The 15,769-nt window shown below is 54.3% G+C and carries 14 protein-coding genes and 1 other annotated feature; of the genes, 6 read left to right on the top strand and 8 right to left on the bottom strand.

The genetic code is table 11. The features are described 5' to 3' along the window. Positions 1-7 precede the first annotated feature (7 nt). The 5 genes from maa to acrA form a co-directional block, all read right to left on the bottom strand. The gene (maa, locus tag SIK69_RS03255; RefSeq protein WP_319626741.1) at positions 8-562 is read right to left on the bottom strand and encodes a maltose O-acetyltransferase; all 555 of its coding nucleotides are present in this window, start codon (positions 560-562) and stop codon (positions 8-10) included. Positions 563-710: 148 nt separating this feature from the next. Further along, positions 711-929: a hemolysin expression-modulating protein Hha gene (gene hha / locus SIK69_RS03250; protein ID WP_154160200.1), complete on the bottom strand. Its 219-nt coding sequence runs from the start codon at positions 927-929 to the stop codon at positions 711-713. 27 nt (positions 930-956) lie between these two features. Beyond that, positions 957-1,331, bottom strand: a complete 375-nt coding sequence (tomB, locus tag SIK69_RS03245; RefSeq protein ID WP_110511699.1) for an Hha toxicity modulator TomB — start codon at positions 1,329-1,331, stop codon at positions 957-959. Between the two features lie 503 nt (positions 1,332-1,834). Then, the gene (gene acrB / locus SIK69_RS03240; RefSeq protein WP_319626742.1) at positions 1,835-4,981 is read right to left on the bottom strand and encodes a multidrug efflux RND transporter permease subunit AcrB; all 3,147 of its coding nucleotides are present in this window, start codon (positions 4,979-4,981) and stop codon (positions 1,835-1,837) included. Between the two features lie 22 nt (positions 4,982-5,003). Then, positions 5,004-6,197 (bottom strand): multidrug efflux RND transporter periplasmic adaptor subunit AcrA, encoded by a 1,194-nt coding sequence (gene acrA, locus SIK69_RS03235; protein WP_319626743.1) that lies wholly within the window; start codon positions 6,195-6,197, stop codon positions 5,004-5,006. A gap of 141 nt (positions 6,198-6,338) precedes the next feature. Between acrA and acrR the strand changes: the two genes are divergently transcribed. Continuing rightward, a complete protein-coding gene (acrR, locus tag SIK69_RS03230) occupies positions 6,339-6,983 on the top strand; it encodes a multidrug efflux transporter transcriptional repressor AcrR (protein WP_319626744.1) in 645 nt (214 codons plus the stop codon). Positions 6,984-7,109: 126 nt separating this feature from the next. Next, complete coding sequence (gene mscK / locus SIK69_RS03225; RefSeq protein WP_319785390.1) at positions 7,110-10,463, top strand: mechanosensitive channel MscK; 3,354 nt, start codon at positions 7,110-7,112, stop codon at positions 10,461-10,463. Between the two features lie 39 nt (positions 10,464-10,502). Here the strand turns inward: mscK and rsmS are convergent, their stop codons facing one another. Both rsmS and priC read right to left on the bottom strand, forming a co-directional pair. Beyond that, entirely contained in the window at positions 10,503-10,664 is a 162-nt protein-coding gene (rsmS, locus tag SIK69_RS03220) for a pleiotropic regulatory protein RsmS (protein ID WP_319626745.1), read from the bottom strand. Positions 10,665-10,675: 11 nt separating this feature from the next. Beyond that, positions 10,676-11,203, bottom strand: a complete 528-nt coding sequence (gene priC, locus SIK69_RS03215) for a primosomal replication protein N'' (protein WP_319626746.1) — start codon at positions 11,201-11,203, stop codon at positions 10,676-10,678. 68 nt (positions 11,204-11,271) lie between these two features. Between priC and SIK69_RS03210 the strand changes: the two genes are divergently transcribed. The 4 genes from SIK69_RS03210 to SIK69_RS03195 all read left to right on the top strand — a co-directional run bounded on the left by SIK69_RS03210 (position 11,272) and on the right by SIK69_RS03195 (position 14,766). Further along, a complete protein-coding gene (locus SIK69_RS03210; protein WP_319626747.1) occupies positions 11,272-11,646 on the top strand; it encodes a DUF454 family protein in 375 nt (124 codons plus the stop codon). A gap of 157 nt (positions 11,647-11,803) precedes the next feature. Continuing rightward, on the top strand, positions 11,804-12,355 hold the full coding sequence (gene apt, locus SIK69_RS03205) for an adenine phosphoribosyltransferase (protein ID WP_319626748.1): 552 nt from the start codon (positions 11,804-11,806) through the stop codon (positions 12,353-12,355). A gap of 88 nt (positions 12,356-12,443) precedes the next feature. Beyond that, complete coding sequence (dnaX, locus tag SIK69_RS03200; RefSeq protein WP_319626749.1) at positions 12,444-14,378, top strand: DNA polymerase III subunit gamma/tau; 1,935 nt, start codon at positions 12,444-12,446, stop codon at positions 14,376-14,378. Further along, positions 13,708-13,772: a sequence feature (DnaX frameshifting element), on the top strand. Its footprint overlaps the gene before it by 65 nt. Positions 14,379-14,433: 55 nt before the next feature. Then, positions 14,434-14,766: a YbaB/EbfC family nucleoid-associated protein gene (locus SIK69_RS03195; RefSeq protein ID WP_319626750.1), complete on the top strand. Its 333-nt coding sequence runs from the start codon at positions 14,434-14,436 to the stop codon at positions 14,764-14,766. A gap of 54 nt (positions 14,767-14,820) precedes the next feature. Here SIK69_RS03195 and SIK69_RS03190 read toward each other — a convergent pair whose 3' ends face one another. Further along, a complete protein-coding gene (locus tag SIK69_RS03190) occupies positions 14,821-15,726 on the bottom strand; it encodes a LysR family transcriptional regulator (RefSeq protein ID WP_319785389.1) in 906 nt (301 codons plus the stop codon). Positions 15,727-15,769: the final 43 nt, after the last annotated feature.

Below are 15,769 nucleotides of genomic sequence, written 5' to 3'. Positions count from 1 at the left end.
ATAACAGTCAGACGAGCATTTTAATTATTTTCGCCGGATTGCCGCCAACCACCGTGTTGGCCGGGACATCTTTCACCACCACGGCTCCGGAGGCAATCACCGCGTTGTCGCCAATGGTCACGCCCGGATTGATAATGGCTCGCCCGCCAATCCACACGCTGTTGCCTATCGTCACAGGTTTACCGAATTCTGCTCCGGCGTTGCGTTCTTCGGCATCAAGCGGATGGGTGGCGGTATAAATATGTACTCCGGGTGCAAGCATGCAGTTCTCACCAATATGAATCGGGCAAACGTCGAGCATCACGCAGTCGAAATTGGCATAGAAGTTTTTACCGAGGAAAATGTTGTAGCCATAATCGCAGCGAAACGTCGGCTCGATATAGGCATCTCCCGCCTGGCCCAGCAGTTCGCCAAGCAATGCGGTACGCAGAGGTTTCTCCTCGGGCGAGGAGTGGTTATAACGGTGCAGGATAGTTCTGGCGCGTAAACGGTCGGCCCGGAGGGTGTCATCACCCGGACGATACAGCTCTCCGGCGATCATTTTGCGTTTTTCTTCACTCATGTGATTCTCCTTTTAAGCAGAGAGCCACAGTATAATTTATAACCTTAATTGGGAACGTTCCCTGCTTCTGCATGTGATACTTATCACATTGTAATCCGTACTGTTGTCAGTAAAGAAATGAGGAGGGGCAAGCCTGATGCAGATGTAATTAACGTATAAATTTCCATACCGAAGATGGGATTTTATCGTAAAGCTTATTCATCGTCAGTTCGGCAAGACGATGATCGGCTGCTGAGTAAAAAACAGCCAGCTCATTATCTGAGAGTTCATATTTATTTTTTTCTATAACGCGTTCTAATGTATCAAGCGTCTGACAACGTCGCAGTCGCATCAAATAATCAGTTTTTGTTAAAGGTTTATCTGACATAACTTCACCTTTTTGATTGTAATAATTTTAACAAGAAAGACTTACAGGGTTTGTCCGGCTAAGATTGACGAAGCAACGGAAGAGTCTGTTACCCGACTTCCGCCATTTCTGCAGATCGTCTGCGTTAATGCCGTAGTTACTGAACAACATAAAGGTATCGTCCAGATATTCATCAATTTGCGCGATGAGCTTATTGTCTTCGTTATACTTAATCTTGTAATTAAGTGCGAACGTAGCAATATGCTCTATCAGTTCGTTGAGTTGAAGATTGAGTGCTGACGTGGGGTCATTAACCCAGCCTGCGCGGTTCTCTTCAAGGTTAGCGAGACAGTCATGATACAACGTTTCACAGAGAAATTTAAGCTGTGCGAGATCATGTCTTTTTGGCGAGTATTCGTCCATAACGCATCCCCTTATGATTAATCAACCAACACTGTGTGGGATGGATACTACTGTCTGACCCGGAACATACGCTGTGAACCTGATACGCTAACTATAATCTACTCTGAAAAAGATTTCACCGCGCTATTACGAAAAATTACAATTAGCATAATTAGATCCGATGCGTTGCCGTAATCTCCGGCCTTTCTTATAGCAGGGTTAAAGATGATTACGCGGAAATAACCATAGACACGCTTAATAATCATTAACTTAAGTTTAATGATGCGTGTTAGAGATGCTCGATAATTGAGTTCAGGGTCGCTAAACTAAGAGAATTCCTACGTTCTGATAGGATCCTCCGCCAGATTTTTCGCAATAGCCTAAGAAAATAACCACAATATTAAGATTATATCCCTGGTGATTGTCGGCGTTAAATAAAAAATTGCGCAATACGTAGGAGTCATCTTTTGTCGCAAAAAAAAAGGCCGCGATAGCGGCCTTTTTCCATTACAGCAGAGTGTTAATTAATGACGCTCAACCGGATGGCTATGTTCGATATCTTCGTTCTTTTTACCGAAACGGCGGCGAACCACCACGAAGAATACCGGAACAAAGAAGATAGCCAGAATGGTCGCGGTGACCATACCGCCCATTACGCCCGTACCCACGGCGTTCTGAGCACCGGAGCCTGCACCACTGCTGATAACCAGCGGCATTACCCCGAGGATAAAGGCCAGGGAGGTCATCAGAATTGGACGCAGACGCATGCGCACGGCTTCCAGGGTGGATTCAATCAGGCCTTTGCCTTCTTTATCCATCAAGTCCTTGGCGAATTCGACGATAAGAATCGCGTTCTTCGCCGACAAGCCAATGGTTGTCAGCAGGCCTACCTGGAAGTACACGTCGTTTGTCAGGCCACGGAAGGTGGCGGCTAACAGCGCACCCACAACCCCCAGCGGAACGACCAGCATGACCGAGAACGGAATGGACCAGCTCTCATACAATGCCGCCAGACACAGGAACACGACAATCAGGGAAATCGCGTACAGGGCAGGGGCCTGGTTACCGGACAGACGTTCCTGATAGGACATACCGGTCCAGTCATAGCCAACGCCCGTCGGCAGTTTGCTGGCCAGTTCTTCCATTAGCAGCATCGCTTCACCGGTACTCTTACCTGGAGCCGCCTGGCCAAGAATTTCCATCGACGGCAGACCGTTGTAACGTTCCAGACGCGGCGAACCGTATTCCCAACGCATGGTAGAGAAGGCGGAGAACGGCACCATCTGGCCACTGCTGCCACGCACGTACCAGTTGCCAATATCACTCGGCAGCATACGGTATGGCGCTTCTGACATCACATACACTTTCTTCACGCGTCCACGGTCAACGAAGTCGTTGACGTAGCTACCGCCCCAGGCGGCACCCAGCGTGGTGTTGATGTCACTGATAGACACACCCAACGCCTGTGCTTTTTCCTGATCGATGTCGATCTTGAACTGCGGCGTATCTTCCAGACCGTTCGGACGAACGCCGACCAGCATGTCAGGGTGTTTGGCTATCTCTCCAAACAGTTGGTTACGCGCCTGAGTCAGTTTTTCATGACCCAGACCAGCCTGGTCAATCAGCTGGAAGTCGAAGCCGGTAGCCGTACCCAGTTCCACAATCGCTGGCAGGTTAAAGGCAAACACCATCGCATCTTTAATCTGCGAGAAGCGCGCCATCGCCCGGCCAGTGATGGCCTCAACTTTGTTTTCTTCACCCGGACGCTGACTCCAGTCTTTCAGAGACACGAATGCGATACCGGTGTTCTGACCACGACCGGCGAAGCCGAAGCCGTTAACGGCAAACACGGATTCAACGTTCGCTTTCTCTTTGTTGAGGTAATAATCCGTCACCTCATCAAGGACTTTCTGCGTACGCTCCTGGGTTGCACCTGCAGGCAGCTGCGCCATGGTCAAAAACACGCCCTGGTCTTCTTCTGGCAAGAACGAACTTGGCAGACGGACGAACAGGTAAGCCATGCCGACCACGATGATGATATACAGCAGCAGATAACGACCGGTGCTGCGCAGAATGTTGCCTACGCTGTCGGTGTAATGGTGCGTGCTCTTATCGAACATCCGGTTAAACCAGCCGAAGAACCCTTTGTGCTCGCCGTGACCGCCTTTCTGAATCGGCTTCAGCATGGTGGCACACAGCGCAGGGGTCAGGATTAACGCCACCAGAACCGACAGCGCCATCGCTGAAACAATAGTGATGGAGAACTGACGATAGATAGCACCGGTTGAACCGCCGAAGAAGGCCATCGGAATGAATACGGCGGACAACACCATTGCGATCCCGACCAGCGCGCCCTGAATCTGACCCATCGATTTACGGGTCGCTTCTTTAGGCGGTAGTCCTTCCTCGGCCATCACACGTTCGACGTTCTCGACCACCACGATGGCGTCATCCACCAACAGGCCGATGGCGAGCACCATCCCGAACATCGTCAGGGTGTTTATCGAATAGCCAAAGATGGACAGGATGGCGAACGTCCCCAACAGCACCACCGGTACCGCAATCGTTGGGATCAGCGTGGCGCGGAAGTTCTGCAGGAACAGATACATGACCAGGAACACGAGGATGATCGCTTCAACCAGCGTTTTCACCACTTCATGAATCGAAATCTTCACGAACGGGGTGGTGTCGTATGGGTAAACAATTTTCATCCCTGACGGGAAGAACGGTTCCATACGAGCCAGTTCAGCCCGGATAGCATCGGCGGTGTTCAGCGCGTTCGCGCCGGTCGCCAGTTTGATCCCCAGGCCGGAAGCTGGCTGACCGTTAAATTTCGCCACGACGTCGTAGTTCTCGCCGCCAAGCTCAATTTTCGCCACGTCACGCAGGCGCACCTGCGAACCGTCCGGATTCACTTTCAACAGAATTTTGCCAAATTCATCGACGTTGGTCAGACGGGTCTGCGCAATGATTGAGGCGTTTAACTGCTGGCCTTTCACTGGTGGCGTACCGCCTAACTGACCGGCTGCCACCTGGGCGTTCTGGGCTTTCAGGGCGGTGATAACGTCAACCGGAGTCAACTGGAAGTTATTCAGTTTGTTCGGGTCCATCCAGATACGCATCGCGTACTGTGAACCGAACAGCTGAACGTCACCGACGCCGGAAGTACGGCTGATCGGATCCTTCATGTTCGCGGCAACGTAATCGGAGATATCGTCCTGGGTCATGGTGCCGTTGGTGTTAATCACACCGACAACCATCAGGAAGCTGCTGGAGGCTTTCTCCACGCTCACACCCTGCTGTTGAACTTCCTGCGGCAGAAGCGGCATCGCCAGCTGCAGTTTGTTCTGAACCTGAACCTGGGCGATATCCGGATCGGTACCAGACTGGAAAGTCAGGGTAATGGTTGCTGTACCAGTAGAGTCACCGTTTGAGGACATATACATCAGGTTATCGATACCGTTCATGTTCTGTTCGATAACCTGCGTCACGGTGTTCTGTACGGTTTCAGCATCCGCTCCCGGATACACAGCCGTGATGGCAATGGCCGGCGGCGCAATCGTAGGATATTGCGCTATCGGCAATTTGAGGATCGCAAGACCCCCTGCCAGCATGATAATGATGGCGATCACCCATGCAAATATGGGGCGATCGATAAAGAAATTAGGCATGTCTTAACGTCTCCTGTTTAAGTTAAGACTTAGGCTGTTCTGACGCGGTATTACCTGCAGTTTGCTGCTGTGCGTCAGAAGTGACTTCCTGCGCTTTTACCTGAGCGCCCGGTTTCACTTTCTGCAAACCGGAAACAATGACGCGATCGCCTGTCTTCAGACCGTCGGTAACCAGCCATTTGTCGCCGATAGCCTGGGTCGCAGTAATCTGGCGAACTTCAACTTTGTCGCCTTCGCCGACCAGCATTACGCTGGCATCACCACGTGGGGTACGTGTCACGCCCTGCTGAGGTACCAGCAGCGCCGTCGGGTTAATCCCTTCTTCCAGTTTTGCCCGCACGAACATGCCCGGCAGCAGGGTATGGTCAGGGTTCGGGAAGACGGCACGCAGGGTGATAGACCCGGTGGTTTGGTCAACGGTGACATCAGAGAATTCCAGGGTACCGCTCTGCGAATATTTGATACCGTCCTGCGTCACGAGATCGACTTTTGCTTTGCCATCCACCTGCTTCAGCGCGCCGCTGGTCAGTTCCTGCTTCAGACGCAGGAAATCGTTGCTGGACTGGGTCACATCAACGTAGATAGGGTCGAGCTGCTGTACGGTCGCCAGCGCATCAGCCTGACCGTTTTGCACCAGCGCACCTTCGGTAACGGAAGATTTGCCAATACGGCCGCCGATAGGGGAAGTCACTTTGGTGTAGGCCAGGTTAATACGTGCCGTTTCAACGGCAGCTTTCGCAGCCAGAACGGCGGCGTTAGCCTGCTGAGCATCCGCCAGTGCGGTATCGTAATCCTGTTTACTGATGTATTGCGTACCGACCAGTTTCTGATAACGGTTAACCGTTACCTGAGCAATTTTGGCTGCGGCTTGTGCTTTCGCCAGATCGCCTTTCGCGCTGTCGTAAGAAGCCTGATAGGTTGCCGGATCAATCTGATACAGAGACTCGCCAGCCTTGATTTCACCACCTTCCGTAAAGTTGCGTTTCAGGATGATGCCACTCACCTGAGGACGAACTTCTGCGATACGGAAAGCACTGGTGCGGCCAGGTAATTCAGTTGTGATTTGGAGAGGTTCGGTTTTGAGCGTTACCACACCAACTTCTGGCGTATGCGCTGCTCCTTGTTGAGCCTGTTTATCGTCACATCCTGTAAGCGCTAAGCTGCCTGAAAGCATCAGAACGACCGCCAGAGGCGTTAACCCTCTGTTTTTGTTCATATGTAAACCTCGAGTGTCCGATTTCAAATTGATCTATGGATCACATGTCCACAAACCCATTGCTGCTTTATATTATGGTCGTGCTATGGTACATACATTCATAAATGTATGTAAATCTAACCTCTGTAAATTCACCAACCTATGGCACGAAAAACCAAACAACAAGCGCTGGAAACACGGCAACACATCCTCGATGTTGCCTTGCGCTTGTTTTCTCAACAGGGGGTATCATCCACCTCGTTGGCCGAGATTGCAAAAGCGGCTGGTGTCACCCGTGGAGCAATTTACTGGCATTTCAAAAACAAATCCGATTTATTTAGTGAAATCTGGCAGATTTCCGAGTCCAGTATCAGCAGTTTAGAGTCAGAGTATCGGGCAAAATTCCCTGACGATCCACTCTCAGTTCTTAGGGAGATTCTAGTCTATATTCTTGAAGCAACGGTGATAGAGGAACGCCGCCGTTTAATGATGGAAATTATTTTCCACAAATGTGAATTTGTGGGCGAAATGGCCGTGGTGCAGCAGGCTCAGCGCGATCTCTGTCTGGAAAGTTATGACCGAATCGAAGGTGCTCTCAAAGACTGTATTGTGGCCGGGCAGCTACCGGCCAATTTATTGACCCGGCGTGCGACGATTCTGATGCGCAGTTATATTTCAGGCCTGGTTGAGAATTGGTTATTTTCCCCGAATAGCTTTGACCTGAAAAGTGAGGCCAGAGCGTATGTCGCCATCTTGCTTGAAATGTATTTGCTTTGTCCGACGCTCAGGGCCGTACCGTCGCGCTGACCATCCTGTGCGCGAGGACGTCGAATTTTCCTGGCACAGACCGCTATTCGACTCAGGGCAGAAATGCTATGCTTCGCCGGCAATTACCCCCGGCGTTCCGGCCCTGAACTCATTCATGCTGACACTATGCTGCACAACACTTTCTGGCGTAAATCACTCTCCGCGTTAATCGTCGTTTTGATCTTCTTCTTTGCCGCTACCCGCGTCAGTCAGGCGCGTGCGCCGGGCGCGACCGATCTGCCTGACAGAGCAGATGTGCAAAAGCAACTGACGACCCTGACCAAGAAAAAAGAACTCACGCCGCAGGATAAGCTTATCGAGCAGGACTTGTCGGACACTCTGCAACTGCTCGATAAAATCGATCGCGTCAAGGACGAAACCGCGCTGCTGAAACAGCAGATCGATCAGGCTCCCGCCAAGATGCGTCAGGCCACCGATAGCCTGAATGCGCTGGGCGATGCCGACAGCGACCAAGAAACCCGTAAGACCCTGAATCAGCTCTCAATGCGTCAGCTTGAGGCACGGGTAAGCGACATTCTCGATCAGCTCCAGACGGCGCAAAACGATATCGCCACCTATAACAGTCAGCTGGTGTCCCTGCAAACGCAACCCGAGCGCGTGCAGAACGCCATGTATAACGCCTCGCAGCAGCTTCAGCAAATTCGTAATCGCCTGAACGGTACTACCGTCGGGGAAGACGCCCTGCGCCCGACCCAGCAAACCATGTTGCTGGTGCAGCAGGCGTTACTCAATGCGGAACTCGACCAGCAGCGCAAGAGCCTCGCAGGCAATACCGTGTTGCAGGACACGTTGCAGAAGCAGCGTGACTTTGTGACCGCCAACAGCAACCGCCTTCAGCATCAACTTCAGCTTTTGCAGGAAGCGGTAAACAGCAAGCGCTTGACGCTGACCGAAAAAACGGCGCAGGAAGCGGTTTCTCCGGACGACGCGGCGCGTATTCAGGCTAACCCGCTGGTGAAGCAGGAGCTCGATGTGAACCATCAGCTCAGCGAGCGTTTGATCAAAGCCACCGAAAGCGGCAACCAGCTGGTGCAGCAGAACATCCGCGTCAAAAACTGGCTCGACCGGGCGCTGCAATCCGAACGCAACATCAAAGAACAAATCTCGATGCTTAAGGGCAGCCTGCTGCTGTCGCGTATTCTTTACCAGGAACAGCAGACCCTACCGTCTGCGGATGAACTGGAAGATATGACCAACCGCATCGCGGACCTGCGTCTGGAGCAGTTTGAAATCAACCAGCAGCGCGATGCCTTATTCCAGAGCGATGACTACGTGGCGAAGCTCGAAGAAGGGCACAGTGCTGACGTTAATGACGATGTCACCGATGCGTTGAATCAGGTGGTCGACATGCGCCGCGAACTGTTGGATCAGATGAACAAGCAGCTGGGTAACCAGCTGATGATGGCCATCAATCTGCAGGTGAACCAGCAGCAACTGATGAGCGTGTCGAAAAGCTTGCGTTCCATTCTCACCCAGCAGATTTTCTGGGTGAACAGTAACAAGCCGATGGATTGGGAGTGGATTAAATCCTTCCCGTCGTCGCTGAAAGAGCAGTTCAGCAAGATGACACTCACCGTGAACTGGGAAAAAGCCTGGCCTGCGGTATTTGTCGCGTTCCTTGCCGGACTGCCGTTGCTGCTGATCGCCGGTCTTATTCGCTGGCGTCTGAAGTGGCTGCGCAGCTATCAGCAAAAACTGGCCTCGGAAGTGGGGCAGTTACGCAACGACAGCCAGCTCCACACCCCGAAAGCGATTCTGATCGATCTGATCCGTGCCCTGCCGGTGGTGATGCTGATCCTGGCGGTGGGATTGATCCTGCTGACCATGCAGCTAAACGTCAGCGATCTGCTGTGGGCGTTCAGTAAAAAGCTGGCGCTGTTCTGGCTGGTGTTCGGCGTGTGCTGGAAAGTGCTCGAGAAAAATGGGGTGGCGATCACCCATTTCAACATGCCGCCGAAGCTGACCAGCCACTGGCGTCGCCAGATTGTCCGCCTCAGCCTCGCGCTGTTGCCGCTGCACTTCTGGTCGGTAGAAGCCGAGCTTTCACCCTTGCATTTGATGGACGACGTGCTCGGCCAGTTTACGATTTTCCTCAACCTACTGTTGATCACCATCCTGGTCTGGCCGATGTGCCGCGACAGTTGGCGGGATAAGGAATCGCACGGTCTGCGCCTGCTCACCATCACCATTCTGGCGATTGTGCCGGTGGCGCTGATGGTGCTCACCGCGACGGGCTATTTCTACACCACGCTGCGCCTGGCCGGACGCTGGATTGAAACTGTGTATCTGGTCATTCTGTGGAACCTGATTTACCAGACCGTGTTGCGTGGCCTGAGCGTGGCCGCCCGCCGTATTGCCTATCGCCGTGCGCTGGCGCGTCGTCAGCACATGGTGAAAGAGGGCGCGGAAGGGGCTGAACCGCAGGAAGAGCCGACCATCGCGCTGGAAGACGTGAACCAGCAGACGCTGCGTATCACCATGCTGGTAATGGTGGCGCTGTTTGGGGTGATGTTCTGGGCTATCTGGTCTGATTTGATTACCGTTTTCGCCTATCTCGACAGCATTACACTGTGGCACTACAACGTGACCGAAGCCGGGGCGGAGGTGCTGCGGAACGTGACGCTCGGCAGCCTGCTGTTTGCGCTGATTGCGCTGGCGGTGGCCTGGGCGTTAATCCGCAACTTACCGGGCCTGCTGGAAGTGCTGGTGCTCTCGCGGTTGAACATGCGCCAGGGCGCGTCGTACGCAATCACCACCATCCTGAACTACGTGATTATCGCCGTCGGGGCGATGACCATCTTCGGATCGCTCGGCGTGTCGTGGGACAAACTGCAATGGCTGGCTGCCGCGCTGTCGGTCGGTCTCGGCTTCGGCTTACAGGAAATTTTCGGGAATTTCGTTTCCGGCCTGATCATCCTCTTCGAACGCCCGGTGCGTATTGGCGATACGGTGACCATCGGCACCTTCTCGGGTTCGGTGAGCAAGATCCGTATTCGTGCCACGACGATCACCGACTTTGACCGCAAAGAAGTGATCATCCCAAACAAAGCGTTCGTGACCGAGCGCCTGATCAACTGGTCACTGAGTGACACCATTACCCGCGTGGTGATACGCCTCGGCGTGGCCTACGGTTCGGACCTGGATAAGGTCAAAGAGGTGCTATTGCAGGCGGCGATGGAGCATCCGAAAGTGATGCACGAGCCAGAACCGGCGGTGTTCTTTACCACCTTTGGCCCGAGCACGCTGGATCACGAATTGCGTCTGTACGTGCGGGAGTTGCGCGATCGCAGTTATACCGTCGATGAGCTCAACCGCACTATTGACCGGCTGTGCCGTGAAAACGGCATCAACATTGCCTTCAATCAGCTGGAAGTGCATCTGCGTAATGAAAAGGGTGATGAAGTGACGGAAGTGAAGCGCGACGTGAAAGGGGATGACCCCACGCCAGCGGGCGTGTGAGTCGGTATTTACTCTCTCCCTGATCAGGGAGAGAGACCGTTATTCCGTCGTCCCCGAAGCGGGCTTAACTTTACGCTCAAAATCCCGCGTGACGATCTCCAGCGCGCGTAACACCGTTTCGGGCGCAATATGATGCTCTTCCAGCAGCATGATCAAATCCACCGCCAGTTTGACATCATCCGGGGCGTTCTCCAGCGACATACTCTCTCCTGTTAGCGCGTCATGCGCGCCAGTACGTTTTCGATATTCTCCAGCGCCCCGCGACAGCGTGCCAGCCTGGCGCTAAACGCCTCTACTTCCCGCGAAAGGCGCTGCTGATCCGCAAGCGTGGTGGCCTGCGCTAACTGCTGGCGTCTTTCCCGGGTCATCTCCAGCAGTCGGCGTTCGTACTCCTGATGCTGTAGACGTTTGCGCTGCCAGCGGGTCAGGGCAGGGGAGCCATTATCCCAGCCGCGCAGCGACCAGGCGGCGCTTTCCCGGGCGATAGCCTCAAGTTGGGCCACCAAATGCTCCGCCAGCCACTGCACCTGCTCCAACTGCTGCTTTTCTACCGCCTGATGCAGGGCTTTCAGATTTCCTCGGGCTTCTTCCACACACGCCTGCAGGAATGAGCTACGGGTGCGAAAAAGCTGGCGGTCAAAACGCGCCCCCAGGGTGGCATGGAACGCCATCGGCGCGACGTCTGCCTCCAGGCGTGAAAGCTGTGAATCCAGCGATTGCAGTAACAGGTCAGTTTTCATGTTTTTCTCCCTCGAAAGGACAGTGGCCTGTGCTACATTTGCCGTTCAGTTTGATAAGTATTCTGACTATGAAACGGACCATTCTAAACATCATTGGCTGGCTGGCGGTAGTGTTAGGCACGCTGGGCGTGTTTTTACCTCTTTTACCGACCACGCCATTTATCCTGCTGGCGGCCTGGTGCTTTGCGCAATCGTCCCCGCGATTCCACCATTGGCTGCTCTACCGCTCATGGTTTGGCGGCTATCTGCGCCACTGGCAGGAACATAAAGCCATGCCGCCGGGGGCCAAATCGCGGGCGATTATTGTCACCCTGGTGACCTTTGCCATTTCCCTGTGGCTGGTCAAGATAATGTGGGTGCGTTTTTTGCTGCTGGGCATCCTCGCCTGCCTGCTGATTTTCCTTTGGCGTATCCCGGTGGTTGATGCAAAACAACAAAAATAATAATGCAGGTAATGGTTATTGCATTTATCGTTGACTGCCAGTACATTCTGGCGTTTTCGAGCACGGGCCCGGCGGGTTAAAAGTTAAGCAAGTGTAACTTTACTCAGCCTAAGAGAGGCGCCTTGTGAGTAACACCGTTTTAATCAGGCATACACCTATGACCGCAACTGCACAGCAGCTTGAATTTCTGAAAAACAGCATCAAAAGCATCCAGGACTATCCAAAACCTGGCATTCTTTTCCGCGATGTCACCAGTTTAATGGAAGATCCGAAAGCCTACGCGCTCAGCATCGAACTGCTGACCGAGCGTTTTAAGAACATGGGTATCACCAAAGTGGTGGGTACCGAGGCGCGTGGCTTCCTGTTTGGTGCTCCGGTCGCGCTGGCGCTCGGCGTAGGTTTTGTACCCGTACGTAAACCGCGCAAACTGCCGCGTGAAACCATCGCTGAAAGCTACGAACTGGAATACGGCACCGATCAGCTGGAAATCCACATTGATGCCATCCAGCCGGGTGACAAAGTGCTGGTGGTTGATGACCTGCTGGCTACCGGCGGCACCATTGAAGCCACCGTGAAGCTGATTCGCCGTCTCGGCGGTGAAGTGACCGACGCCGCGTTCATCATTAATCTGTTCGATCTGGGCGGTCAACAGCGCCTGGAAAGCCAGGGCATTAATTGCTTTAGCCTGGTGCCTTTCCCGGGTCATTGATCCCGGACGCCACAGCCTCGCCCAACGGGTGAGGTTGTGTTAGCATTACCCTCCTGTATTCCACCTTCCAGCGTTGCAGAGCCTGCCAATGAGTTATCAGGTCTTAGCCCGAAAATGGCGACCACAAACCTTTGCTGACGTTGTCGGCCAGGAACATGTGCTGACCGCACTGGCGAACGGCCTGACATCCGGTCGTATCCATCATGCGTACCTGTTTTCCGGCACCCGTGGCGTCGGTAAAACCTCCATCGCACGTTTGCTGGCGAAGGGGCTGAACTGCGAAAGCGGCATCACCGCCACGCCGTGCGGCGTCTGCGATAACTGCCGTGAAATCGAGCAGGGCCGCTTTGTCGATTTGATTGAAATCGATGCCGCCTCGCGCACCAAAGTTGAAGATACCCGCGACCTGCTGGACAACGTGCAGTACGCCCCGGCGCGTGGTCGCTTCAAGGTCTACCTGATCGATGAAGTGCACATGCTCTCGCGCCATAGCTTTAACGCGCTACTGAAAACGCTGGAAGAGCCGCCGTCGCATGTGAAATTCCTGCTGGCGACCACCGATCCGCAAAAGCTGCCGGTGACCATACTTTCCCGTTGTTTACAGTTCCATCTCAAGGCGCTTGATGTCGATCAGATTCGCCAGCAGTTGGAACATATTCTCGGCGAAGAGCATATTTCCTCTGAGCAACGCGCCCTGCAATTGATTGCCCGCGCCGCCGACGGCAGCCTGCGCGATGCGCTGAGCCTGACCGATCAGGCGATTGCGAGTGGGGATGGCCAGCTGAGCGCGGCGACTGTCAGCACCATGCTCGGCACGCTCGACGACGATCAGGCACTGTCGCTGATTGAAGCCCTGGTAGCGGCCAATGGCGAACAGGTGATGACGCTGATTCACGAAGCCGCTGCCCGTGGAATCGAATGGGAAGCGCTGCTGGTCGAAATGCAAAGCCTGCTGCATCGCATCGCGATGGTCCAGCTGTCACCGTCGGCGCTTGGCAGTGACATGGCGGTGGTCGAACACCGGATGCGTGAACTGGCGCGAACCGTGCCGCCAGCCGATATCCAGCTTTATTACCAGACGCTGTTGATTGGCCGCAAAGAGCTGCCGTATGCGCCCGACCGCCGGATGGGAATCGAAATGACCCTGCTGCGCGCGCTGGCGTTTCATCCGCGTCAGCCGTTGCCGGAACCGGAAGTGCAGCCGCAATCCTTTGCCCCCGTCGCCCCGACGGCGGTAATGCATCCGACGCAGGTGGCGCAGCAACCCACGCCTGCGGCTCCCGGGTATCAAAGCGAAGCGCTACCGGAATCGACCAGCCAGGTGCTGGCCGCCCGCAGCCAATTGCAACGCGCTCAGGGAGCACCCAAAGCAAAAAAGAGTGAACCGGCAGCCGCATCCCGCGCGCGGCCGGTGAACAGTGCTGCGCTGGAGAGACTGGCCTCGGTCACGGAACGCGTTCAGGCGCGCCCGTCTCCAACGGCGCTGGAAGAACAGCGTCCGCAGAAAAAAGAAGCTTACCGTTGGAAAGCGACAACCCTCGTTGAAGAGGTGAAGGAAGAAGTCGCCACTCCGAAAGCGCTGAAGAAGGCGCTTGAGCATGAGAAAACGCCAGAACTGGCGGCGAAGCTGGCGGTCGAAGCCGTAGAGCGCGACAGCTGGGCGGCAGAGGTGAGTCAGCTAAAATTGCCTAAACTGGTAGAACAGGTCGCGCTGAATGCGTGGAAAGAGCAGGACGGCAGCCGCGTTTGTCTGCACCTGCGACCTTCCCAGCGTCATCTGAATAATGGCGGGGCACAAAAGGTCCTGACCGAAGCAATGAGTGAATTAACCGGCCAACCGGTTGAACTCACTATCGTGGAAGATGATAATCCCGCGGTGCGTACGCCGCTGGAGTGGCGTCAGGCCATTTACGAAGAGAAGCTTGCGCAGGCGCGCGAGGCGATCGTTGCCGATAACAATATTCAGACCCTGCGTCGTTTCTTCGATGCGGATCTGGACGAAGACAGTATTCGACCCATTTGACTGCAAGCCCGGCTTGCGGTTTAACCTTTAACATGACTGACTGAGAGATAAGCCTATGTTTGGTGGAAAAGGCGGTCTGGGTAACCTGATGAAACAGGCCCAGCAGATGCAAGAAAAAATGCAGAAAGCGCAGGAAGAAATCGCTCAACTGGAAGTGACCGGTGAGTCTGGTGCAGGCCTGGTGAAAGTGACCATTAACGGGGCGCACAACTGCCGTCGCATTGAGATCGATCCGAGCCTGCTCGAAGACGATAAAGATATGCTGGAAGATTTGGTGGCCGCGGCGTTCAACGACGCTGCACGCCGTATCGAAGAAACCCAGAAAGAAAAAATGGCCGGTGTATCCTCAGGGATGCAGCTGCCACCGGGCTTCAAGATGCCATTCTGATGACATCAGACACCCTCTCTTCGCAGAGGGTGTTGCTTTTCAACACCCCGCCAGTTACTCCTCATCAAACCCTGCATACTGCTCTGCCAGAAAATCAATCAACGCCCGCACCGCCGGAAGCTGACCGCGCCGGGAAGGAAATACTGCGTGAATAATTTCCCGTCGGGTACGCCATTCAGGCAGCAAATGCACCAGCGTTCCGGCGGCAATCTGCTCTTTCAACATCAATAATGGCAGCTGCACAATGCCGACCCCGGCCAGCGCTGCGCTGCGCAGGGCAATCATATCGGTTGTGATGTATCGCGGCGTGTGATGCAAGGTCACGTCCTGCTTATCCGGCCCCAGCAGACACCAGCGATAAACCTGCTGCGGCTTACTCAGCGCCAGGCTCGGCCAATGTTGAAGGTCAGCCGGGGAATGCGGGGTACCAAATTGCGCTACTAATTCCGGGCTCGCCACCAGACACATGCTTCTGTCCGCCAGCCTGCGCATCACCAAATCACTGTCTTCCAGGGGTAATGGGCGCACACGAATGGCGATATCGACGTTTTCATTATGGACATCCACCCGGCGGTTGGTCTCTTCCAGCTGGACGGTGACCTGCGGATAGCGAGCCATAAACTGCGCCAGCATCTCACCGATATGCACGTGCAGCAGCGTAATCGGGCAGGTGAGACGGATAACCCCGCGCGGTTCGGCCCGCAGCGTGTTAATAGCCTCCTGCGCCGCCTCGGCTTCGATCATCATCGCTTTGCAATGCCGATAAAAAATCTGCCCGGCTTCGGTCACCGTAAAACTGCGGGTGGATCGCTGGATCAGACGCGTTTCCAGCCGTTCTTCCAGCAGCGCAATACGGCGGCTGAGGCGTGATTTCGGAATGCCGATTGCGCGACTGGCTGGCGAAAAACCTCCGTTATCCACCACCTGCACGAAATACCACAGATCGTTGAGATCCTGCATTTTATTGTCCTGTAAATGGAACACTGAGTTCATTTTTTCAGTC

The organism is Scandinavium lactucae, from assembly GCF_033843265.1.
GTDB classification, from domain to species: domain Bacteria; phylum Pseudomonadota; class Gammaproteobacteria; order Enterobacterales; family Enterobacteriaceae; genus Scandinavium; species Scandinavium lactucae.
Note: the sequence above shows the minus strand (reverse complement) of the source record. Positions and strands in the feature narration are given on the sequence as shown.